Genomic DNA, 20,380 nt, shown 5'->3' on the forward strand with positions numbered 1-20,380 from the left:
ATAGTTCGACGGGTGTCAACATAGATGCATGTCGAATGCGAAGGTGCTGCCGCTGCTGGAGCCCGACGAGGTCGTGGCGCCGTGCTGCCCGCCGCTGACCGAGCGCCCCATGCCTGCCGAAGAAGCCGAGATGGCCGCGAAGATGTTCAAGGCGCTCGGCGACCCGGTCCGGCTGCGGCTGTTCTCCGCGATCGCCTCCCACGAGGGCGGCGAGGCGTGCGTGTGCGACATCTCCGACGTCGGCGTCTCCCAGCCGACCGTGTCGCATCACCTGAAGAAGCTCAAGGAGGCCGGACTGCTGACCTCCGAGCGGCGCGGCACCTGGGTCTACTACCGCGTGGAGCCCTCCGTGCTCGCCGCCATGGGCAAGCTCCTCACCACCGCTGCGACGGCCGCCTGACCACCACGGGGGGTTCCAGCACATGTCCAGCCACACCGGTCCGTCGTCCACGGTCATCGTGCCGCTGTCCGCCGAGCACGCCGATCAAGTCCTGGCGACCTATCAGGCGGGCATCGACGAGGGCAACGCCACGTTCGAGACCAGCGCCCCCAGCTGGGAAGACTTCGACGCCGCGAAGCTGCCCGGGCACCGCTTCGCCGCCCTCGACTCGAGCAGTGCGGTGCTCGGCTGGGTCGCCGCCACAGCTGATCCAGTCCGGGATCTTCCCCGAGAACACCGCCAGCCTCGCCCTGCACGAGCGCGCGGGCTTCCGCATCATCGGCACCCGGGAGCGCGTTGGGCGCCACCACGGGTGTGGCGAGACGTGGTGTTGCTGGAGCGCCGCAGCCCGGCAATCAGCTGACCTCAGGCGCGTGCGGGGCTGCGGCTGTCGGCTCCGTGTGGCGTGTCGGCTCGCCTGTACCCAGGTGGGTTATTCGCCGTCGTCAAGGGTGAGCTGGCGGCGGTGGAAGTCGAAGTGCTGGGTCGGGTATCGGTAGATGTCCGCAAGCGTCATGAAGTCCCGGAAGAACGGGTCCCATCGGACGGGGTAGTGCATGCCCCGGGCCAGGTCCGCCTCGGATTCCCCTGCGAGCCGGCGGCGGAGGGAACCGATGACGCGGTCGAACATGGCAGCCATCCAGCGAGGCCCGCAGACCTTCGCCGCTCCCACAGGTCCGAGGTAGTTGATGAAGTGGAACGGCACCGTCGCCGCATTCAGTACGCGAGCGAACGCCTTGCCGACTCCCCGCGGAAGCCGCCCGAAGACCCGCACCAGGACCAGCAGCACGCGGACCAGCATGTAGCCGAAGAGCATGTGCCACAGCAGCTCCTTGTTGGTCCACCGGGTGCCGCGGGTGGCCCTGCCCAGATTGGCCGCGGTGGCCGTCTCGAGCAGGCGGTGGAAGGTCTGTCGGGCGCGTTCGTAGTCGTCGTACACGGCCTGCCGGTCCATCGGATGCACGCTCGCCATGGCCTGCTACTCCCGCTCGACACTGTGGGGCTGTGATGGCGCCCTGGCCACAAGGCCGGGACCGACAGCAAGTGTCACCGGCGACCAGCGCGGTGGGAAGGTTCCCCGGAAAGCTATTTACGCGTCAGAGGCCTGCACAGTGGGCGGGTGGGACTCGAACCCACGGCCGACGGATTATGAGTCCTTTGGGGATCTTGGCGGTCCTTGTCGATCTACGCCGAGAGAGTGATCGCGCCAGCCCAAGAGGACCTCCGCGCAGCGGATTTCCCTTCTCACGCGAAGCAGTCCGGCGGGTAGAGGGCGCGGTACCTCGGCCATGTCGAAGGTGAAGTCGTCGATGCCGGACATCGCATCGACCAGCCACGAGGTCAGCTTCACCAGGTCGGTGCAGGTGCACTCGTGCCAGCCGGTCCGCTCCCGGATCGCGGTGCGGTGCGGTGCCGTTGCGCCTGCCGTGAGCTGAAGTCGTAGAGCGCCAGATCGGTGGCGGCAACACCGACCTGGCGGGCGACGTGCTCGACCGCGTCGCGCGGCAGCTCCAGCCGCACCGGCCGCGCCAGAGCAGGAACTTCAGCTGCACCGCGAAGCCGATCCGGGTGGCACCGGACTTGTTCCGCAGCCAGCTGGTCTCGTCGCCGTCCAGCGTGAACCGGTCGACGACCTCGTCCAAGCCCAGATCCCGCGCCACCCCAGGTGCCCCCGCCCACGCGACAACATACGGATCACGTCGTAGGCGCGGAGGGCGCCGGTGCGGACGGAGCCGATGGTCCTCCAATGAGATGAACGTTTGTACGTAGTTGGTGCGCGTGGTGGGCGCCAGGCGGGACTGTTGGGGGCATCCTGGAGGAGCCAGAGGCGGCCTGCCGAAGGGAGTCAGTATGGACGACGACGCGGCCGCGCAGGGCACCAGAGCAGCGGCGCCGCAGATGCACCTTGACGAACTGTTGGAAGATCTGCAGACGCAGGTCAGGCGGGTTCGCTCCACCCGGGACCGGGTGCATGCGCTGCTGGAGGCGGTCTTGGCCGTTGGCGGCGACCTCGACCTGGGTGTCGTGCTGCGGCAGATCGTGCAGTCTGCGGCCGACCTGGTCGACGCCGAGTACGGGGCGCTGGGTGTGCTCGGCGAGGAGGGCGGACTCAAGCAGTTCATCACGGTCGGCATGGACGAGGAGACCATCGCCGATCTTGGGCACACTCCGGAAGGCGAGGGCATCCTGGGGCTGCTGATCCGCGAGCCGCACGCATTGCGGCTGGTGGACCTCAACGAGCACATGGACGCCGTCGGCTTCCCGGCGGGTCATCCGCCGATGCGGACTTTCCTCGGTGCCCCCATCCGGGTGAGTGCGAAGGTGTTCGGCAACCTGTATCTGTCCAACAAGCACGGTGGGGCCGCCTTCGACGCCGATGACGAGGCGGTGCTGGGCACCCTGGCCGCCGCGGCCGGGGTGGCGATCGACAATGCCCGGCTCTACGGCGCCGTGCACCGCCGCGAACGCTGGCTGATGGCCAGCAGTGAACTGACCCGCAGTCTGCTGTCCGGCACCGACCCCGCCGAGGTGCTGAAGACCTTCACTGCCACCGTCCGTGACATGGCCGACGCCGACCTGATCACCCTCGCCGTACCCGTTCCCCACACCGGCGACCTGGTCATCGAAGCCGCCGTCGGCCAGGACGCGGACCGCGTACACGGGCTGGTCCTGCCCGAGACCACCCTGGCCGGGAAGGTCTACAGCTCCGGCGAGACGATCACTACCGGGGACTGGGATGCCGACCCCCGCACACGTACGCGGCGTCCTGCAGGTCGCCGGCCTCTCTGGCCGTCCCGCATTCGCCGACGCGACCGTCTCCATGATCGCCGGATTCGCCAACCACGCGGCACTCGCCCTGGAGATCGCCGAACACCGCCGCGCCGCCGAACAGCTTCTCCTCCTCGGAGACCGCGACCGCATCGCCCGCGACCTGCACGACCTGGCCATCCAACGCCTGTTCACCGACGGACTTACCCTGCAGTCCACCCTCGCCCAAGTCGCCGACCGTCCACAGGTCGCCGACCGCATCCAGCAGGTCGTGGACGGCCTCGACGACACCATCAAGATCATCCGCTCCACCATCTACGCCCTGCACCAACGCCCCAGTCACGAGGACACCGGCCTGCGGGCCCGACTGGTGGCCGAGACAGGCCAGGCGGCCGAGGCCCTGGGCTTCACCCCGGCCCTGCGTATGACCAGTCTGCCGGACACCCTCGTCACCAACGACGTGGCCGACCAGCTGCTCTCCGTGCTCCGCGAAGCCCTCGCCAACGCCGCCCGCCACGCCCACGCCACCGCCGTGGACGTCACCGCCGAGGCCACCGCCACGCACCTGCGGCTTCGAGTGGCCGACAACGGCCGCGGCACCGACCCCGCCGGCACCCGCGGCAGCGGACTGGCCAACCTCCAGGCTCGCGCCACCGACCTCGGCGGCACCCTCACCCTCACCCCTAACCAGCCCGCCGGTACCGTCCTGCACTGGGCCGTCCCCCTCCCCGCCGACAACGGCTGACCCGCGGAGGAGGGAACCCACAGTTACATCGTTCCGCCAGGGGCACACGGACTGGTTCCGGGACCCGACGGGGCACGAGGAGGCGCCCTGGCTGATGTGAGCTCCGCAGTCTGAGCAGAGCTTCGTCGTCCCGGGCGTGCCAGCAGGCTCGCCTGATCCACTACAGCGTCCTCTGGCCGCCAACGTGCTCCCACACGACCAGGCCGACAAGCCTCCGAAGCACGGCTGGCTGACGTCGGGTCAGAAATGTCTGGAGGTACACCCGGGAAGACGTCACAGCGTAGCTTCCGCGAAAGCGGCCCTCCGCCCCCGCCAAGTCCTCGTCCCACCGCGGCGAACAGCACACGGTGCCCAGGTGAGCGCCCGGCCTCCGCCCGGCGGTGACGGCTCATCACGCGGAAGAACCGCTGTGAGAAACAGAGGTTGACACGGCGCTTCGGGGACCGTTCGGCCCTGCCGCGCGCATCCGCAGCAAGCGATGCTGGAGGCACGGTAGTCCGCGGTCCTCGAAACCTCCGGGCGCCCTGCTCAGATGGGCCCGCGAACGTCGCGACGGGGCCACGGGCACAGCCAAGCAGTCGGTACCCATGGCATCACCCGTTGTGCCGACGCATTCCCGGGACCTCGGGCAGGTCGACGCGGTCCTCAACCTGAGGAGCAACACATGGAAGTTCTGATCCTTCTCCTGGTCATCGCCGTCGTCCTAGCTCTGGTGGCGCTCGCCATGGCCATCAAGGTCGTCAAGCAGTACGAGATGGGGGTGCTGTTCCGTTTCGGCCGCCTGGTGGGAACCCGTTCCCCGGGGCTGCGGTTCATCATCCCTGTCGTGGATGTCCTGCACCGGGTGTCGCTGCGGATCGTCACCATGCCGATCCAGTCCCAGGGCATCATCACGCGCGACAACGTGAGTGTGGACGTGTCCGCGGTTGCCTACTTCCGGGTCGTCGACGCAGTGAAGTCCGTCATCGCGATCGAGAACGCCCACGCGGCGATCAACCAGATCGCCCAGACCACCCTGCGCAAGGTCGTCGGCCAGCACACCCTCGACGAGACGCTCTCCGAGACCGACCGCATCAATCTGGATATCCGCCAGATCCTCGATGTGACCACCGCCGAATGGGGTGTCGAGGTCACCCTGGTCGAGCTCAAGGACATCCAGCTGCCCGACAGCATGAAGCGCGCGATGGCCAAGCAGGCGGAAGCCGAACGCGAGAAGAGGGCGAAGATCATCAACGCCGAGGGAGAATCGCTCGCCGCCGCCGCGCTCGGCGACGCCTCGGACACAATGATGGCCCACCCGCTTGCCCTGCAACTCCGCAACCTGCAGAGCCTGGTGGAGATCGGCGTGGACAAGAACACCACCGTCGTCTTCCCCGCCCCCCTCATGAGCACCATCGGCGAACTCGGCTCCTTCCTCGCCCGGGAAACAGCAGCGGCCGCACCGCCCGTCAACATCACTAAAACGGTCCCCGCACCGGCGCTCAACGGAGTGGCCGAGACCGTGTGATCAGCACGCTTCGCCGGTGGCCCACCGGGCCACGAGCCCCGATGGGCCACCGGCCCCCTGGAACTCGGCATCGACGTAGGCGACTTGGACCGCGTCATCGAGATCGATGCGCCCGCCACCGTGGCTTCCTTCCTCCAGCGGCGTGGCCGTACCGGCCGGCGGCGAGGTTTCACCCGTACCTGCCTGTTCCTCACCGTCGACGAGGGCGGACTGATCGGTGCGGCAGCCCTGCTACTGCTGTGGTCACGCGGCTGGGTGGAGCCAGTGACGGCCCCACCAGCGCCCCGGCACATCGTCGCCCAACAAGTACTGGCCCTCTGCCTCCAGGAGCACCGGGTCGGAGACCGACTGTGGCAGGAATGGTGGGGAGGGCTTGGCCCCTTCGGAACTTCGGCCGAGCCCCTCGTGCGCCACCTGATCGAGGAAGGGTTCCTGGACCGGGACGGAGGGATGCTGTTCATCGGCCCCGAGGCTGAACGCCGCTTCGGCTACCGGCACTTCATGGACCTCACCGCGGTGTTCACCGCGGCTACAGAGTTCACGTTGCCCTCGGGCCGCACCGAGATCGGCACGACCAATCCCGCGCTGCTGACCGAAGAGGTGGCGGGTCCTCAGCGCCTGCTCCTCGCCGGACAGAGCTGGCAGGTGACGTACATCGACTGGTCCCGGCGGCGATGCTTCGTCGAACCGGTCGACGGCGGCGGCAAGGCGCGCTGGGGAGGAGCAGGTTCCGGCCGGACCGCCTCGTACGAACTGACTCAGGCGGCACGGAAAGTACTCCTCGGCACCGACCCGCCGGTCACGCTCACCAGACGCGCCAAGACCGCTGGTGGACCTGGGCCCGCTACCGGGCCAACGCCACCCTGGCCGCCACACTCACCACGATCGCCGATCCCCTCCAGAGGCCAACAGACACCGGCATCCGACCTCGCCAGGACGTGACTCCCGCGGAATGGAGGAAGGTCATTTCGGAGGCCGCCGATCAACTGTGCCTTCCCGCAGGGGACGCGCGTGCACTGAACGGCCTCAAGTTCAGCGCCGCACTGCCAACCCGGCTCGCGGAGGCCACCCTGGCCGCACGACTCGCAGATCTGGACGGTGCGACGGCTGCGCTCAGGAACCGACCAGGTTCACAGTCCCGGGACAGTGACTTGGACATCGCTCAACAAGAGGCCAACAGGCCGACAGCGTGGACCGGCCCAGGAGATCAGGCTCGTACGTCTCGCTGCTGAACTTCCTTGAGTACTCCGGCCACCATCGCGAAGTCGTTGTCCACATGGAGGACGGTATGCCCGTGGTGGACCGCGGTCGCACACACCAACAGGTCGATCGCTCCTGCCGCGCGATGCTGACCCCGCTGGGTCAGTTTGTACTGGGCGGTGTCGACCCAACGCCAGGCATTCTTCGGAACGGGAGAGAGATGGCAGAGTGCGTCCAACTCCTCCGCGAGCTCGTCCCGGTGGGGCGGGCTGGTTGCCGAGTAGAGAAATTCGGCGCGTGCCGGCTCGCAGAGGTGGAACACCCCGGCGGCGATGTGCCCCTCCCAGGGCGGCAATGCTCCGGGGGTGCGGAACAGGTGCCACAGGGCGGAGGTGTCAAGCAGGTATGTGATCACTCGAAGGCCTCGCGTCGGGCACGCTTGCCTGCGTCATGCGCCGCCGCGGCCTGCTCGAACTCGCCACGCGCACCGCGCGCGGCCAGCTTCTCGGCGGCATCGAGCCGCTTGATCCGTGCCACGTAGTCCCGCAGGGCCGCGTTGACCGTCTCCTTCTTCGTCGTGACACCCATCAGCCGCATGGCCTCGGCGAGTGCCTCGTCATCGAGATCAATCTGTGTGACGGACATCGAGCACCTCCAGCATCCATGATGTATGCCATCAAAGTACATCACCAACATTGGAGCGCGCCACCGCTTAGGACCGCCTGCCGGAGGTGGTGGGGTGAGGTCAGGGCAGTTCCCTGTACGCGCCGTTGCCCAGTGGGTATCAACCGACGCAGTCCTGCGGGGGGAAAGCCCTGCCCTGCAACGGTCCCTTATTCCGGCCTGACCTGAAGGTCAGCCTTGGAACTGTTGAGGTCGCATGCTGAGGTGTCGCCCATTCGCGGCTGAAGCCCGCAGCTCAATGACGCTGAGTGAGCAGTCAGGGGGCGACCTGATCATCCCCTCGACAAGCGCAACGGCAAGGCGCCCAGCGTCGCCAGCATTCGCCCTCGGCCGCACCCTTTGGCCGTGGGACCGCCGGCCCTCCCCGCCAGGCCGAACGTCACTGGTCGCCGGAGCGGCGCAGTGCTGTCATGGGTAGGGAAGACGGCGTGGACGAGCACGGCAGGGCCGCGGAGGCCGGCGCGCCGCGTCGTCCGCCCGGGCAGTCCGACCGCGGCTGCCTCGTCGCAATGCGGAGGAGGGCCGATGCCATGCTGCACCGCCGCACGGTCGGCGACGTGATGACCGAGGAGGTCGTCACCCTTCGCCCCAACACACCGATCCAGGAGGTCGCCGCCCTGCTGGACGCGAACGACATCGTCGCGGCCCCGGTCGTCGACGAGGTTGGCGCCCCCATCGGCGTCGTGTCCGCGTCCGACATGCTGCGGCACGAGACCGGCATGCCCGATCCGCAGGGGCGGCACGGGAACGACGAGCGCGCCTGGGGCAAGGCCCGGGCCCGGACCGCGGGCGCGCTCATGAGCAGCCCCGTCTTCACCGCCCGCGCCGACTGGACGATCCCCCGGGCCGCGCGGGAACTCCGCAGTCGCCACGTCAAGCAACTGCCGGTGGTCGGCGACGACGGGCTCCTCACCGGCATCGTCAGCCGCAGCGACCTGCTCGACGCCTTCATCCGCTCCGACGTCGAGATCCGCAGCGAGGTCGAGCAGGACGTCCTGGGACGCATCCTCGGCCTGGACGAAGGCACCGTCGCGGTCGAGGTCCACGACGGGGTCGTCACCCTGCGGGGCCACGTTCCGGAACCGCGTCTCGTCCCAGTGGTCGTGGGCCTCTGCCAGGGCGTCGACGGCGTCGTCGCCGTGGACGCCCACCTCGCCGCCACCCGACAGGGCTAGCTAGCCCTGTCGTCAAACTCCCGCCCCTCGGGGCCTGCCCGGCCCTCGGGAGACTGGTGGCCTCGCATGGGCGCGCTTCCTTGCAGGTTGCCCGTCTCATCCGTGGGTGCCAGCTCCCCGCGACACAGCTTTCCGGCCGCACCGACGGCCGTTGGTATCAGTCGTGCGGTACGACCGCGACGGGGGCCACGGAGTGGTGCAGAACCCCGTGAGTGACAGCGCCGATGTGGGTGTCGATCCGCGAGCGGCGGTTCCGGCGTCCCACCACGACCAGCCGGGCGTCGCGGGATGCCTCGGCCAGATCTTGCGCCGCCCGTCCCTGGCTGCTCCGACGGAAGACGGGTACGGCGGGGTACTTCTCCGTCCAGGGCGCGAGCGCGTCGTCAAGCGCCTGCTGCCGCTCCTGCCCGATGTCGGCCAACAACGTCGGCAGGAGGCCCGCCATGTCGGGCCCGTGCACAGCAGGCATTTGCCAGCTGTGCAGCACGTGCAGGCGGCAGCCGTATCGTTCGGCTGCGGTGAAGGCGAACTCGATCGTCTCGTCGCTCGGCGGGTACACGTCCAGTCCCAGGAGGACATCACCGGCCGGCCGAGAGTTCCCGGGCGCCGGGGCGTTGTGAGCACGTACGAGGATGGCCGGACGCCGCATCCGGGCGAGCACCGCCAGGGATACGGACCCGGCGAGGAAGCCGACCAGTCCACTCAGACCGCGCGAGCCCAGCACAAGCAGGTCTGATTCGTCTCCGGCGGCGCACAGAGCGTCGGCCGAGTCACCCGGGACCCACGCGGTCACCACGCTCAGTCCGCAGTGGCGGCGCCGCAGACGCCGCTCCGTGATTCGCAGGGTCCGCTGCCCCCATCCACGTGCTGTCGCCGGATCGACACGTGCGCGGCGTTCTTCGTCCTTGCTCCACACGTGCAGGAGCTTCAGCGGAATCCCGCGCCGTAGCGCCTCCTCGGCCGCCCAGTCGACGGCGGCCAGGCTTTCTCGGGATCCGTCGAAGCCGACGGTGACAGTGCGGGACATGGCTGGCTCCCTGGAGGAATAGGGGGACGGGCCGACGTCTCCCACAGTGGTCGACCCTTGCCGCTCTGCTCAGGGGCCACAGGTCCCTGCCCGGGGCCGGTGGGCCCGGGACGGCACCTGCGCTCCCACGAAGAGCCCCTCCCGCCGCGACCGAGTCGTCAGCGGGGACTGTCCCGATCGGGCGGCGGTGCCAGGCGGGCATCCCGGCCGAACGGGTCCGCATGCCGGGCCGACCGGCCCTCGTCGAACAGCTCCCGGCTCCGTGAGATCGAAGGACCCGAGGGCGGCCGGAGCGGCCGTGTGCTGGTCCAGGGCGGCGACCGACGCCTTGGCGACGATGTGGTCTACCTGCTCCTGGGTGAGAGGTTCGAAGTCGGCGAGTGCCTTCGAGGCGTTGTCCACCAGCCGGTTCACGGCGATGACCGTGTCGGAAGGGGGGTCCTCGGGCGGCCAATGTCCCTGCGCGGGCGGCGCGGGCCATGGGGGCGAACGGACCACTCCACGCCGCCAACAGTCCTTCGGGATCCGGCTGTTCATATCCGTTCCCGGGAACAGCGGCAGGGGACAAAGCCAGTGCAGTGCGCCCTTGCCGCCGGCGAGGGCTGTATGGCGCGCACAGGGGCCAACAGGCCCCTGGGAGCGCCCCGGGGCCTTCGGAACAGTAAAGGCGGCACTGGGCACGGAGCCCGTTGACGACAGACAAAGGGGGTGTGCCATGGCGGGGTTGCTTTCCATCGGCGCCATCACTTCGATCGGTTTCGGCGCCATCCTCACCTTCGCCGTGGACTGGCAATGGCGCAGCGCCGACCGGCCGCTCGTCGGACTGATCATGATGGCCGTCGGGGCCATCGCGCTCGCTGCCGCCACGAGCGCGGACCGCCGGGGCAGCGGGACGGGGAAATCGCCCTGAGCATGCTCGACGTGGGTGCGGACCACCCACGGCGGACATCGCCGAACGCTCCTCACGAGCCACGTACCCGGGTCCACGCCTCGCCGCGCCACGGGATCCGGCGTCTCTTGCGCAGATGGTGGCGTCCGGCCGCCAAGGCCGAAACCAAAGCGCACGCTCGCATGGCAAGCGCGCTGCTGACCGCTCCCGCCGTCACCGTGCGGGTGGACGCCACGATTTCCGAAGCGCCCGATGACGCCATCGGCCGGGCGATCGTCAAGGACGTGATCGAGGACAGTCTTTGAATCGCCCCCCAGGCGATCGATGTGTCCGTCGCGCACGGTGTCATCACTCCGTCCGGCGAGTTGAAACGGCGGAGAATGAAGGCGGTCGCCTTTCGGATGACCGAGTGGGTCGACGGCGTGGCGGCCAGTCATCTACGGACTGACCTACGCCGTCGACGACCGCGACGTACGCACGGCAAATCCGGCTGCAGTGGGGCGTGGGCGGCAGGGCCACAGGCAGTGGCCAGCACATGGTCAATGAGCGCCCGGCCACCTTGCGACCTGGGGTTCCGTCGCCCGCGAGAGCGGTGGAGACCCACACCAAGGGGCGTGCATCCGTCCCGCGTTGTGGACCGAAGGTCCCTCCTGAGTGGCCGAACAGCCCGCGAAACCCAGGTGGCCAGGTACTGGTGGGCCCGGGGCTGGGGCCGGACGGCACTGACCTCGGACGGCGGGCGGAAGCAAGGCTGGGGACGACCAAGAAGGAGTCTTCCATGAACCGTCTCAAGTCCAGTCCGATCGTCGATGTCCTGGTGAACAGCCGTGGGCCAGTACCCGAGGGCGCATCCGAGTACGCCCAGGAGAAGGTGCTTGCGGCGATCGCGCACGTGAGTTCGCCGGTCCTGGCCGTTCGGGCGCAGCTCACCCAGGCGGCCAATCCGTCGGCGAGCCGTCCGGCCACAGCTCAGGCGGTGGTGGACGTGAACGGGCACCCGGTGCGCGCTCACGTTGCCGCGGACACGATGTTCGAGGCGGTCGACCTCCTGCAAGACCGGCTGACCGCACGACTGGCCCGTACCCGGCGGCACATCGGCCCGGAGCACCGCGGCGGCCCGGCCGCCGAGGGGACGTCGCGGGAGAGCCGCCGTCACGGGCACTACCCCGACCGGCAGCAGCCGCCGACCGAGGAACGTCGCATCGTGCGGCACAAGTCGTTCAGTGTGGGCTGGCAGACGCCCGAGGACGCCGTCATCGACCTGGAGTCCATGAGCTACGACTTCTGGTTGTTCACCGACATGACGTCGGGACGTGACAGCGTCGTCTACCGCGACGGCCGTACCGGCCGGCATCGCGTGGCTTCGGTCGGCGCGGGCAGCCCGGCACACGAAGCCGGACCCCTTTTGAGTGTGAGTTCGGCTCCGGTGCCCGAGTGCAGCGTCGACGAGGCCGTCCAGCGTATGCGTCTCACCGGACTTCCGTTCGTCTTCTTCTCCGACTCCGCCACCGGCCGGGGACGCGTGCTTTACCACAGGTACGACGGCAACTACGGGTTGATCACTCCCGCCCGGTAGAACCCCCGCGGAACAGCAGCCACACCGCAGCGTCGCCCTCCGCAGCCGTGCTCCCACCGCCTTCGGCGTGAGGCGGCCGACTGCCCCACCGCGCGATTCACAGCCGCCTCGGACACGGCCGTCCCGGCCACGGAAGGGCGGGTGGGCGCACCCATACCCACGCCAGGCCGTCGTGCCGGGCCCCAACCTCACAACTCCCGTGGCGCCGCGACTTCCCCGGCATCGAGGTGAAGCCAGTGCCTCGTGGGCCATGCCCAGGACCACCTCGTCGATGCCTCGAAGGACGCCTCCTTGCTGGTCGTCGGACGCCGCATACGCCGCTCGGCGATCGGCACACACATCGGACCCGTCACACGAGCGGTGCTGCGCCGCGCGACCGCCCCCGTGGCGGTCGTCCCGCACAACTGACCTTCCCCACCGCGTTCTCCAACTGAGCGCACCGCGGCGCACTCGCCTCCCGTCGGTCCGCGCGAGGGCAGGGTTTCGGCCCGGAAGCACCACCACGGCGCTTCCGGGCCCTCCTGCGTTCCACATTCGGCCGCTACCCGAACTTTTCCGCACACCGAGGCTCTGCGCTGCCGGCGCAGACGGCATGCACATCCGCCACCGCACGGCACCGATGCCGCCCCGTCCGAAGGGCGGAACGGCAGTGGGCCGGGTCCGTGGAGAACACGGGTCGCTGGGGCACGGTGAGGATGACGGAGCCCGGCGTGCGGGTCGGGACAAGCGCCCAAGGCCCTTGCCGTCCCCCCAACTCGTGCGCTTGTCGGGTAGCAATGCGGTGCTTCGCCGTCGGCGAGGTGAGGGGGCACTGCAGGGTGTCGGACAGACGGCTGGGAGGCGCATCGAGATCACGCGTGCGAGGGACAGTCGGACAGCCTGGTGCCGAGCATGGGCTCGCATCCGCAGGCCGACAGCGAAAGGCGTTACTGAGGGTGACTCCGCGGGGCCGTTTTCGTTCGGACCGCTTCAGGCGCCCAGCGCTCTCGTCTGCTCCCGCTCGGGTACCGATGCCGGAGGCGAGCAGCCCGCGAAGGTGACCTGCTCTCCGGCGTCTCCGGACGACCACACAGCACCCGCCGATCCACCCCCAGAACGGGCACACGAGACGGGGTCGCGGATCCACTACCGACGCCCTGCGTCCCCTGTACGTCCCCTCGATCTTGAATTCGAGCCCGACAGAGGCAGTCCCTCCAGCCAGCAACGACCTTGATCGCCCACATCATCGCAGGCCAGAGTCCTCTACTCCACGAGGAACAGGAGCTGCACTACGCTCCAAAGCCGTGAGCAGCGGATTCTCTCCTTTGAGCCCGAGTTCGCGCCCCAACACTGGGACGTTTCTGCAGGTCAGGGCACTACTGGAGTGGGGCGGGTGGGACTCGAACCCACGGCCGACGGATTATGAGTCCTTTGGGGATCTTGGCGGCCCTTGTAAATCTACGCCGATCCACAACGTTTTGGCAGGTCAGATGGGGCGAGCCGTTGTCGGTGCTGATTCGTCTTTGTCGGTCTGTTCCTGTCCTTGTGTCCTGACCGCGTCCTGACCGCGTCCCGGTTGGACAGATTCGAAGTGCACGAGAGCGATCGCGCCGGCTCGGCAAAGGGGCTCGAACCTCCGCGCAGCTGATGCCCCTTCCAACGCGCAGAGGCTCCGCCCGCGGATCCGGGGGGCGGAGGCTCGTGGCCATTACCGCGCCAGAACGTCTGCGCGCAGCCTACGTCCGCCTCGGGAGCGGCTCCTTCAGTCCTTATCGCACGTGTGGCATCGCGACCCGACCGGCAGGTGGTCGATCTACGTCGGGGAGCGACTCGACAGGGCATGCCGCTACGTCAGTGCACAAGCCTTGCCGCTGCAAGCATGCGGCCAGTCGGCCGTACCGGTGGTTGGCGCGGCCTGGTGTCAGTTGCGTGGGTGGGTCTCGTACATGCGTACTGCGACGAGGAGGCCGGAGGCTGCGGTGAGGGCGGCGATGGCCCAGATGGCGGTGGTGAGGCTGAAGGCGTCGGCGAGGACTCCGGCGAGGAGGGCGCCGACGGCGAAGCCGCCGTCGCGCCACAGGCGGTAGACGCCGACGGCGCGGGCGCGCCAGGCGGGGTGGGCGACGTCGCCGATGACGGCGAGCAGGGTGGGGTAGACCAGGGCGGTGCCGACGCCGAGGAGGACTTGGGCGGTGGCCCAGACACCGAAGGTGGTACCGGCGGCGACGACTGCGATGGCGGCGGCCTGCAGCAGCATCCCCGCGGTGATCAGGTGTTTGCGGCCGATGTGGTCGGACCACCAGCCGGTGAGCATCTGCCCGGCGCCCCAGACGGCGGGGTAGAGGGCGGCGAGGATGCCGATCTGGGCGATCGAGAGGCCGTGCGCGGCGAACAGGAGGGGGAAGATGCCCCAGGCGAGGGCGTCGTTGAGGTTGTTGACCATGCCGGCCTGGCTGGCGGCGGACAGGGCCTTGTCGCGAAGGCTGGTGAGGCGCGCGATCTGGCTCGTGGTCAGTTCCCCGTCGTGCTCGCTGCCCGTGGGACTGACGTGGCGGGCGGCTTCGAAGCGGGCGTGGTCGCGGGTCTCGCGTACCGCGAAGGTGGACAGGCCCAGGGCCAGGACGAGATAGGCGGCACCGAGCAGGAACGGCTCGGGTCGCAGTCCGGCGTGTTCGGCGATGGCGCCGGTGGCCATGGCGGTTGCGGCGACGGCGGCATAGCCGGCGGCCTCGTTGAAGCCCATGGCCAGGCCGCGTCGTTCGGGGCCGACCAGGTCGATCTTCATGATGACCGTGGTGGACCAGGTCAGTCCCTGGTTGACGCCGAGCAGGATGTTGGCGGCGATGATCCAGCCCCAGGTCGGCCCCCAGGCGAGCATGGCCGGTATCGGCAGGGCGATCAGCCACCCGGCGATCAGTACTGGTTTGCGGCCGAAGCGGTCCGACCAGGTGCCGGCGAAGAAGTTGGTGACGGCCTTGGTGGCGCCGAAGGCGAGGATGTAGGTCAGCGCGGAGGTGTAGGCGGACAGGTGGAAGACGTCGTCGGCCAACAGCGGCAGGACGGTGCGTTCCTGGCCGAGCATGCCGCCGACCAGGGCGTTGACGGCGACGAGCAGGCTGAACTGGGCCAGGTTGGCGCGCAGTCCGAGACGTATGCCCGAGCCGGTCTCACCGGTGGCGTGGGTGGTCACGCGGTCTTCTCCAGGGGGTGGCCGGTGGCCTTGGACCAGTCGCCCGGTCCGCCGTCGAGGACAGCGAGATCCCGGTGCCCGGCGCGCTGCAGCAGGCTGGCGGCGGTCATGGCGCGCTCGCCGTGCCCGCAGTGGACCACCGCGCTGTCCGGCGCTTCATCGGCACGTGCGGGGAGGTCGCCGAGTTCGATGTGGACCGCGTCGGCGATGTGGCCGGTGGTGTGCTCGGCCCGCTGGCGTACGTCGAGGACCGGGCGACCGGCGATACGCTCGGCGGTGACCAGCGCGACGGTCTGCTGCGGTCCGCCGTCGGCGGTCCAGGCGGCCATGCCGCCGTCGAGGTGCCCGGCCAGCCGCTCGTATCCGATCTTCAGGGACTGCCAGGTGAGTTCGGCGAGGTCCTGTCCTGGGGCGGTGACGAAGACGAGCGGGACCTCGTCGGGGAGCAACCAGCCCAGCCAGGTGGCGAACTGGTCGCGCAACGGGATGGAGATGGCGCCGGGGATGTGGCCGACGGCGAAGTCCGCGATCGGGCGTACGTCGACGAGCTGTGCGCCCTGGCCCAGCAGTTGGCGTGTCTCGGCCGTCGTGAGTGCGCCGAGTGTGGGAGCGGAGCCGATCACCGCGGGCCCGCGCCGGTTCACCTCGCCCAGGCGGTCGAAGTAGGCCGGGTAGGAGCCGAGGCTGCCGAGCAACTCCCGTACGAAGGCGTCCTCGTCGGGCGCGGCCAGCAGCAGGTTGGCCTGCTTCTGCGCGGCGATGGTGGTGGTGCGTTCCGCGCCGGGCGGGGCGGAGCAGAAGGATCCGGCGCCGTGCGTGGGCCACACCGCGGTCGCGTCCGGCAGCTGGGCCAGGCGCTTGAGCGAGCGGTACTGGGCCCGGGCCAGCTCCTCCGCTCGGTCGGCACCGAGCAAGTCCGTGCGGGCTGCCGAGCCGACGATCAGCGAGCCGCCGGTGAAGACTCCGAGCTCGCGTGCGCCGTCCAGGAGCAGGAAGGACAGGTGTTCGTCGGTGTGCCCGGGGGTGGCCAGAGCCCGCAGGGTCAGTCCGCCGAGGTCGATCTCGTCTCCGTCGGCGAGCGCGGTGTGTTCGAAGGCGCGGTTCCCGGCGGCGGAGGCGAGTACGGCGGCGCCGTCGTCGGCGGCCAGCTGCACCGCACCGGACAGGAAGTCGGCGTGCAGATGGGTGTCGGCGGCGAAGGCGACCGTGAGCCCGCGCCGCGCGGCAGCTGTCCGCAGGGCGCGCAGATCTCGGTTCGCGTCCACGGCAAGGGCCCGTCCGTCGCCGAGGTCGACGAGGTAGGCGCTGTTGCCCAGCCCCTCATCGACCAGCGGTATCAAGTGATCGTTGGCGAAGCCCATCGGATCCTCCAGGTGTCACGGAAGGTGCAGGTCGCTTCAGCGCCCGCCCTTAGCTACAATATTCCATGGAATGATGGAGGATGCTATGGGAGACCCTGCGCGCAAAGCCGCGCTGTACGACGCCTTCGCACGCACCGGCAAGGCGCTAAGCAATGGAAAGCGCCTGGAACTGCTCGATCTGCTGGCGCAGGGCGAGCGCCCCGTCGACGCGCTCGCCAAGGCTGCGGGGCTGAACCTGACCACCGCCTCGGCGCATCTTCAGACCCTCAGGCAGGCGGGACTCGTGGCCACCCGCCGCGACGGCGTACGCATCTACTACCGGCTGGCCGGCGACGATGTCGCAGCCCTCTACGCGCTCCTGCGCCAGGTCGCCCAGAGGCATCAGACCGATGTCGAGCCCGCCCGCACCGCCTACCTCGGAACGGACGAAGCCGAGGAGGTCGACCGCGAGGATCTCCTGGCCCGCGCCCAGGCGGGCGGGGTCGTCGTCCTCGACGTCCGGCCGGCCGAGGAGTACGCCGCCGGGCACATCCCCGGCGCGGTGTCCATCCCGATCGACGAACTCGCTGAGCGCATCGCGGAGTTGCCGGCAGATGTCGAGGTGGTCGCCTACTGCCGTGGCGCCTACTGTGTCCTCGCCTACGACGCCGTACGCCTGCTGCACGAGCATGACCGCAAGGCGGTCCGGCTGACCGACGGGATGCTGGAGTGGCGTCTGGCCGCGCTGCCCGTGGACAGCGGGGCCGCCGCGTGATTCCCGCACTCGACGGCAGCCCGGTCTACCTGGACCCGCAGCTCACCGGGCAGATACCCAAGTGTCGGCGTCAGCCGGAGGTGGTCGGCAATGGGATCCAGGCCCAGCACACGGACCCGCCCGGACGTCGGCCGCAGGAGCCCGGCCAGGCAGCGGATGGTCGCGTCTTGCCCGCCCCATTGGGGCCGAGGAATCCGAACACCTCGCCCCTGTTCACGGTGATGTCCAGCCGCTCGACGCCGACGGTCCTCCCGTACCGTTTCGTCAGGGGCATTGAGTTCGATCGCCGGTGTCGCGCTCTGCACTGTCCCGCCTCCCTCTTGCCGACGAAGGCGCCGTTCGCCGTCCCCCTGCCGGGCAGGACGCAGGCAACGTGGCTCAGGCGGCCTCGGTCGGGCCGACTCCTGCCTTGCTGTCCGGCCGGATAATGACCACCGGACACGTGGCGTGCAGAGCACATTGCTGGCTCACAGAGCCCAGGAGAGCACGGGCGAAACCACCCCGCCCCCGGCTGCCCACCACCAGCACCTCAGCCCCCTCCGCCGCGGCCAGCAGCACCGCCACCGGATTGCCACGCACCAGACTTTGCCGCACCTCCACAGACGGCGCGTCCCCGACCACACCGCGCAGCTCTTCGACGAACCCGGAGCGCGCCACCTCCTCGTCGAGATCGGCGTCCACCGCCGGAGCAGACCAGCCGTGCATCCCCGGAAGCTCCCACGCACCCACTGCCTCCACGAAGCCCCCGATGAGACCGGCGTACCTGATCGCCCACCGCAGAGCCGTCTGCGACGACGGCGAACCATCGACACCCACCACAACCCGGCCCGCCGATGCATTGCTCTCCATACCCTGTCGCCTTTCTCGCACGGACCCCTGTAATCCACGCTGCCCGCCCTCAGCGAAGCCCGCCACGCGAAGAGCGGCCCCGGCACCGCCACGCAGACCCGCAGGGTGGCGTGCTCAGTCGTGCCCACCGCGGGATCGTGCACCGTCCCGTCCCGCTCGGTCCAGCGAACCCGTCACGGGGTGCAAAGCTCCCTGGCAATCCCATCCGCCCAGGCGTCAATGGCCGGCCAGTCGCGGTAGTCGCCGTACCTGAGGCCCATCAGCCGGAAGATCACTCGCCCGGTGACGGGCAGCTGGCTGGGCTTGATGACACCCGACAGGAGGCGATGGGTCCTGTAGGGGATGTGATCAGGGAGGTCGTCGATGATGACCGCTTCCTCCTCGCCAGCCAAGCGCCTCCACGGGCCGCGCATCGCGCCGGGCATCCCCACGCTGAAAATCCACACGGGGCGGACCCGGAACAGATCGCTGTTGCGGTGCACAAAGTCCTTCGCCGCGTCCAGCCAGGCCTGCCCATGGACCGCGCTGCCGAGCACGAAAGCCTCGTACGCGTCCTCGTCCTCGACCTCGCTCATGGGCCGCACGTCGGCCTTCAGACCCGCCTCGCCGAGTCGTGCCCCGATGCGCTCCGCGATCTCCCGTGTGGAGCCGTGTGCGGTGGCGTATCCCACCAGAACGTTCATGGCTTCGCCTCTCTGTTGTGCCCGTGCGCGGCGTGGCGGTGATCGTCAAGACGGTGCGGCTGACCGTCAACCGCTGACGCGCTGGACCGTTCGAGCGACAGGAACGGCATCGGCGAGGGCCGGTGAGTGGGGATAGTCACCCTCATCAATGGGTACGCCCGTGCGATCGGACATAAGTGCAGCAGTACACGTCGTCCGGGCCCGCATCCAGGACGTACGCGGCGGTGATTGTGCGGGCGACGACGGCTTCGTGGACATGGACCGCGCCCTTGGGGACATCGGTGGTGCCGATGGTGAAGTGCAGCAGCGCGGCAGCGCGGCCCTCTCGTCGGGGCCCGTGCGCGGCACGGTGAAGTCCTCGTCCGCCTCCGCGAGCAGCGTTCCAGGAAAAGGGTGCCTCCAGGTCCTGTCGGCGCTCCCCGGCAATCAGCACACATTCAACGCAAGCGCTCCCACAGAGGCGACCGACGCGCCGACCGTGTGACGGGGCTCCGGACGTAAGGCCGCGATCACACCGGCTGCGGTACGACGGCCACGGGGCAGTCGGCGTGGTGCAGCACGGCATGCGCCACCCGGCCGAGCTCGAGACCGAAGTGGCCCTGGCGCCGCTGTGCGCCGACGACGAGCAGATCCGCAGCGGCCGAGCGCTGCACCAACACCTTGTGGGCCGGGCCTTCGACCGTGGTCCGGTGCACTTGCACGGCCGGGTTGTCACGGACGGACTCCCCAAGCGCCTCGTCCAGCAGCGTCGCGGCCTGCTCCTCGTAATAGCGGGCAGGATCGTCGGCGAGCAGCGGATGGTCCGTTGTCTCTTGCGCCGGGCGGCGCCAGGCACGGACCGCATCGACGTTGCAGCCGCGGGCTTCGGCCTCGCGCAGGGCGTACGTGACCGCCGCCCGTCCCCCGGCGGTGTCGGCCACGCCGAGGAGGATCCGCCCGTGCGTGCTCCCGAGTGCCGCCTTGTCGCCGCGCACCACGATGACCGGGCAGTGCGCCCGGGCCGCCACGGCCAGACCGACCGAGCCCAGCAGCAGCCCCCTCAACTCCCCACGGCCGCGCGATCCCGTGACCACCGCCGAGGCTTTGCGGCTTTCGCGAAGAAGCACGGTTACCGGGTCGTCGGTAAGTACCTCTGCCGAAACCTTCACATCCGGGTTCCGTCGGCCGGCTCGTTCGGCGGCCGATCCGACGATGTTCTCCGCGAAGACCTGCTCGTGAGGACGTCCGAGGCTCCCGGCAAGAGCGACGCCCTCGTAATGCTCCCACTTGGAGGCGTACACCAGCCGCAGTGGCACTCCATAACGCGCTGCCTCGTCCACCGACCAGTCGAGTGCCTGGAGGCTGGACTCGGATCCGTCGACACCCACGACCAAGGGCAGCTCCATCGTGCCCACCGCCTTCCGTTCGGCTGAGGGGAGACGTTCCCGTTGTCACCGTCGCACTCGGGGCGGGCCGCTCGGGAGGGGCGGTTCGGCCCTGGTACGGGCTCTTCGGCCCAACCCCGCCGCGAACCTTCGCACCCGGATCTCTCGGCACCGTCCGCCGGGCGGAGC

The 20,380-nt window shown here is 69.4% G+C and carries 19 protein-coding genes and 3 pseudogenes; 13 read left to right on the top strand and 9 right to left on the bottom strand.

The features are described from left to right. Window positions 1–28: 28 nt before the first annotated feature. Both OG966_RS08685 and OG966_RS08690 read left to right on the top strand, forming a co-directional pair. On the top strand, window positions 29–400 hold the full coding sequence (locus OG966_RS08685; protein WP_326648866.1) for an ArsR/SmtB family transcription factor: 372 nt from the start codon (window positions 29–31) through the stop codon (window positions 398–400). A gap of 22 nt (window positions 401–422) precedes the next feature. Further along, window positions 423–803 (top strand): annotated as a pseudogene (locus OG966_RS08690) (GNAT family N-acetyltransferase). Window positions 804–872: 69 nt separating this feature from the next. Here OG966_RS08690 and OG966_RS08695 read toward each other — a convergent pair. Further along, window positions 873–1,412 (bottom strand): DinB family protein, encoded by a 540-nt coding sequence (locus OG966_RS08695; protein ID WP_326648867.1) that lies wholly within the window; start codon window positions 1,410–1,412, stop codon window positions 873–875. A 926-nt stretch (window positions 1,413–2,338) separates the two neighbouring features. On the opposite strand from OG966_RS08695, the pseudogene OG966_RS08700 reads away from it, so the two are divergent. The 4 genes and pseudogenes from OG966_RS08700 to OG966_RS08715 all read left to right on the top strand — a co-directional run. Then, window positions 2,339–2,809: pseudogene (locus OG966_RS08700) on the top strand (GAF domain-containing protein); the annotation flags it as partial. Between the two features lie 367 nt (window positions 2,810–3,176). Continuing rightward, complete coding sequence (locus OG966_RS08705) at window positions 3,177–3,953, top strand: sensor histidine kinase (RefSeq protein ID WP_326648868.1); 777 nt, start codon at window positions 3,177–3,179, stop codon at window positions 3,951–3,953. A 664-nt stretch (window positions 3,954–4,617) separates the two neighbouring features. Next, on the top strand, window positions 4,618–5,460 hold the full coding sequence (locus OG966_RS08710; protein WP_326648869.1) for a slipin family protein: 843 nt from the start codon (window positions 4,618–4,620) through the stop codon (window positions 5,458–5,460). Between the two features lie 45 nt (window positions 5,461–5,505). Further along, window positions 5,506–6,610 (top strand): annotated as a pseudogene (locus tag OG966_RS08715) (helicase-related protein); the annotation flags it as partial. A 57-nt stretch (window positions 6,611–6,667) separates the two neighbouring features. On the opposite strand, the gene OG966_RS08720 reads toward OG966_RS08715, so the two are convergent. Continuing rightward, entirely contained in the window at window positions 6,668–7,075 is a 408-nt protein-coding gene (locus tag OG966_RS08720) for a PIN domain nuclease (protein WP_326648870.1), read from the bottom strand. Next, the gene (locus OG966_RS08725; protein ID WP_030606313.1) at window positions 7,072–7,305 is read right to left on the bottom strand and encodes a type II toxin-antitoxin system VapB family antitoxin; all 234 of its coding nucleotides are present in this window, start codon (window positions 7,303–7,305) and stop codon (window positions 7,072–7,074) included. Before OG966_RS08725 ends, OG966_RS08720 begins: the two co-directional genes overlap by 4 nt. A gap of 569 nt (window positions 7,306–7,874) precedes the next feature. Between OG966_RS08725 and OG966_RS08730 the strand changes: the two genes are divergently transcribed. Further along, the gene (locus tag OG966_RS08730; RefSeq protein WP_326648873.1) at window positions 7,875–8,519 is read left to right on the top strand and encodes a CBS domain-containing protein; all 645 of its coding nucleotides are present in this window, start codon (window positions 7,875–7,877) and stop codon (window positions 8,517–8,519) included. Between the two features lie 157 nt (window positions 8,520–8,676). On the opposite strand, the gene OG966_RS08735 is transcribed toward OG966_RS08730, so the two are convergent. Then, a complete protein-coding gene (locus OG966_RS08735; protein WP_326648874.1) occupies window positions 8,677–9,546 on the bottom strand; it encodes a universal stress protein in 870 nt (289 codons plus the stop codon). 715 nt (window positions 9,547–10,261) lie between these two features. On the opposite strand from OG966_RS08735, the gene OG966_RS08740 reads away from it, so the two are divergent. The 4 genes from OG966_RS08740 to OG966_RS08755 all read left to right on the top strand — a co-directional run bounded on the left by OG966_RS08740 (window position 10,262) and on the right by OG966_RS08755 (window position 12,419). Then, the gene (locus tag OG966_RS08740; RefSeq protein WP_326648875.1) at window positions 10,262–10,456 is read left to right on the top strand and encodes a hypothetical protein; all 195 of its coding nucleotides are present in this window, start codon (window positions 10,262–10,264) and stop codon (window positions 10,454–10,456) included. 161 nt (window positions 10,457–10,617) lie between these two features. Beyond that, window positions 10,618–10,740, top strand: coding sequence for a hypothetical protein (locus tag OG966_RS08745; protein ID WP_326648877.1), 123 nt, complete (start codon window positions 10,618–10,620; stop codon window positions 10,738–10,740). Window positions 10,741–11,213: 473 nt separating this feature from the next. Then, window positions 11,214–12,011 carry a ribosome hibernation promotion factor gene (locus OG966_RS08750; RefSeq protein WP_326648878.1) on the top strand — a complete coding sequence of 266 codons (798 nt, stop codon included), beginning with the start codon at window positions 11,214–11,216 and terminating at the stop codon, window positions 12,009–12,011. Between the two features lie 243 nt (window positions 12,012–12,254). Next, on the top strand, window positions 12,255–12,419 hold the full coding sequence (locus OG966_RS08755) for a universal stress protein (RefSeq protein WP_326648879.1): 165 nt from the start codon (window positions 12,255–12,257) through the stop codon (window positions 12,417–12,419). A gap of 1,492 nt (window positions 12,420–13,911) precedes the next feature. Here the strand turns inward: OG966_RS08755 and OG966_RS08760 are convergent. After that, window positions 13,912–15,180: an MFS transporter gene (locus OG966_RS08760; RefSeq protein WP_326648881.1), complete on the bottom strand. Its 1,269-nt coding sequence runs from the start codon at window positions 15,178–15,180 to the stop codon at window positions 13,912–13,914. Further along, a complete protein-coding gene (locus tag OG966_RS08765) occupies window positions 15,177–16,541 on the bottom strand; it encodes an MBL fold metallo-hydrolase (protein ID WP_326648882.1) in 1,365 nt (454 codons plus the stop codon). Before OG966_RS08765 ends, OG966_RS08760 begins: the two co-directional genes overlap by 4 nt. An 85-nt stretch (window positions 16,542–16,626) precedes the next feature. On the opposite strand from OG966_RS08765, the gene OG966_RS08770 reads away from it, so the two are divergent. After that, the gene (locus OG966_RS08770; protein WP_326648883.1) at window positions 16,627–17,295 is read left to right on the top strand and encodes an ArsR/SmtB family transcription factor; all 669 of its coding nucleotides are present in this window, start codon (window positions 16,627–16,629) and stop codon (window positions 17,293–17,295) included. Window positions 17,296–17,673: 378 nt separating this feature from the next. Here the strand turns inward: OG966_RS08770 and OG966_RS08780 are convergent, their stop codons facing one another. Continuing rightward, window positions 17,674–18,144 carry a universal stress protein gene (locus OG966_RS08780; protein WP_326648884.1) on the bottom strand — a complete coding sequence of 157 codons (471 nt, stop codon included), beginning with the start codon at window positions 18,142–18,144 and terminating at the stop codon, window positions 17,674–17,676. A gap of 173 nt (window positions 18,145–18,317) precedes the next feature. After that, on the bottom strand, window positions 18,318–18,827 hold the full coding sequence (locus tag OG966_RS08785) for a flavodoxin domain-containing protein (RefSeq protein WP_326648885.1): 510 nt from the start codon (window positions 18,825–18,827) through the stop codon (window positions 18,318–18,320). A 160-nt stretch (window positions 18,828–18,987) separates the two neighbouring features. On the opposite strand from OG966_RS08785, the gene OG966_RS08790 reads away from it, so the two are divergent. Further along, window positions 18,988–19,311, top strand: coding sequence for a hypothetical protein (locus OG966_RS08790; RefSeq protein ID WP_326648886.1), 324 nt, complete (start codon window positions 18,988–18,990; stop codon window positions 19,309–19,311). A 25-nt stretch (window positions 19,312–19,336) separates the two neighbouring features. On the opposite strand, the gene OG966_RS08795 is transcribed toward OG966_RS08790, so the two are convergent. Further along, complete coding sequence (locus OG966_RS08795) at window positions 19,337–20,212, bottom strand: universal stress protein (RefSeq protein ID WP_326648887.1); 876 nt, start codon at window positions 20,210–20,212, stop codon at window positions 19,337–19,339. Window positions 20,213–20,380: the final 168 nt, after the last annotated feature.

Source organism: Streptomyces sp. NBC_01750 (assembly GCF_035918095.1).
GTDB lineage: Bacteria > Actinomycetota > Actinomycetes > Streptomycetales > Streptomycetaceae > Streptomyces.

Bases quoted from the DNA above. Each gene is read 5' to 3' on its own strand.
- OG966_RS08685 (WP_326648866.1), top strand. From the start codon at position 29: ATGTCGAATGCGAAGGTGCTGCCGCTGCTGGAGCCCGACGAGGTCGTG.
- OG966_RS08795 (WP_326648887.1), bottom strand. From the start codon at position 20,212: ATGGAGCTGCCCTTGGTCGTGGGTGTCGACGGATCCGAGTCCAGCCTC.
- OG966_RS08770 (WP_326648883.1), top strand. From the start codon at position 16,627: ATGGGAGACCCTGCGCGCAAAGCCGCGCTGTACGACGCCTTCGCACGC.
- OG966_RS08740 (WP_326648875.1), top strand. From the start codon at position 10,262: ATGGCGGGGTTGCTTTCCATCGGCGCCATCACTTCGATCGGTTTCGGC.
- OG966_RS08695 (WP_326648867.1), bottom strand. From the start codon at position 1,412: ATGGCGAGCGTGCATCCGATGGACCGGCAGGCCGTGTACGACGACTAC.
- OG966_RS08745 (WP_326648877.1), top strand. From the start codon at position 10,618: ATGGCAAGCGCGCTGCTGACCGCTCCCGCCGTCACCGTGCGGGTGGAC.
- OG966_RS08750 (WP_326648878.1), top strand. From the start codon at position 11,214: ATGAACCGTCTCAAGTCCAGTCCGATCGTCGATGTCCTGGTGAACAGC.
- OG966_RS08705 (WP_326648868.1), top strand. From the start codon at position 3,177: ATGCCGACCCCCGCACACGTACGCGGCGTCCTGCAGGTCGCCGGCCTC.
- OG966_RS08735 (WP_326648874.1), bottom strand. From the start codon at position 9,546: ATGTCCCGCACTGTCACCGTCGGCTTCGACGGATCCCGAGAAAGCCTG.
- OG966_RS08725 (WP_030606313.1), bottom strand. From the start codon at position 7,305: ATGTCCGTCACACAGATTGATCTCGATGACGAGGCACTCGCCGAGGCC.
- OG966_RS08710 (WP_326648869.1), top strand. From the start codon at position 4,618: ATGGAAGTTCTGATCCTTCTCCTGGTCATCGCCGTCGTCCTAGCTCTG.
- OG966_RS08765 (WP_326648882.1), bottom strand. From the start codon at position 16,541: ATGGGCTTCGCCAACGATCACTTGATACCGCTGGTCGATGAGGGGCTG.
- OG966_RS08780 (WP_326648884.1), bottom strand. From the start codon at position 18,144: ATGGAGAGCAATGCATCGGCGGGCCGGGTTGTGGTGGGTGTCGATGGT.
- OG966_RS08785 (WP_326648885.1), bottom strand. From the start codon at position 18,827: ATGAACGTTCTGGTGGGATACGCCACCGCACACGGCTCCACACGGGAG.
- OG966_RS08730 (WP_326648873.1), top strand. From the start codon at position 7,875: ATGCTGCACCGCCGCACGGTCGGCGACGTGATGACCGAGGAGGTCGTC.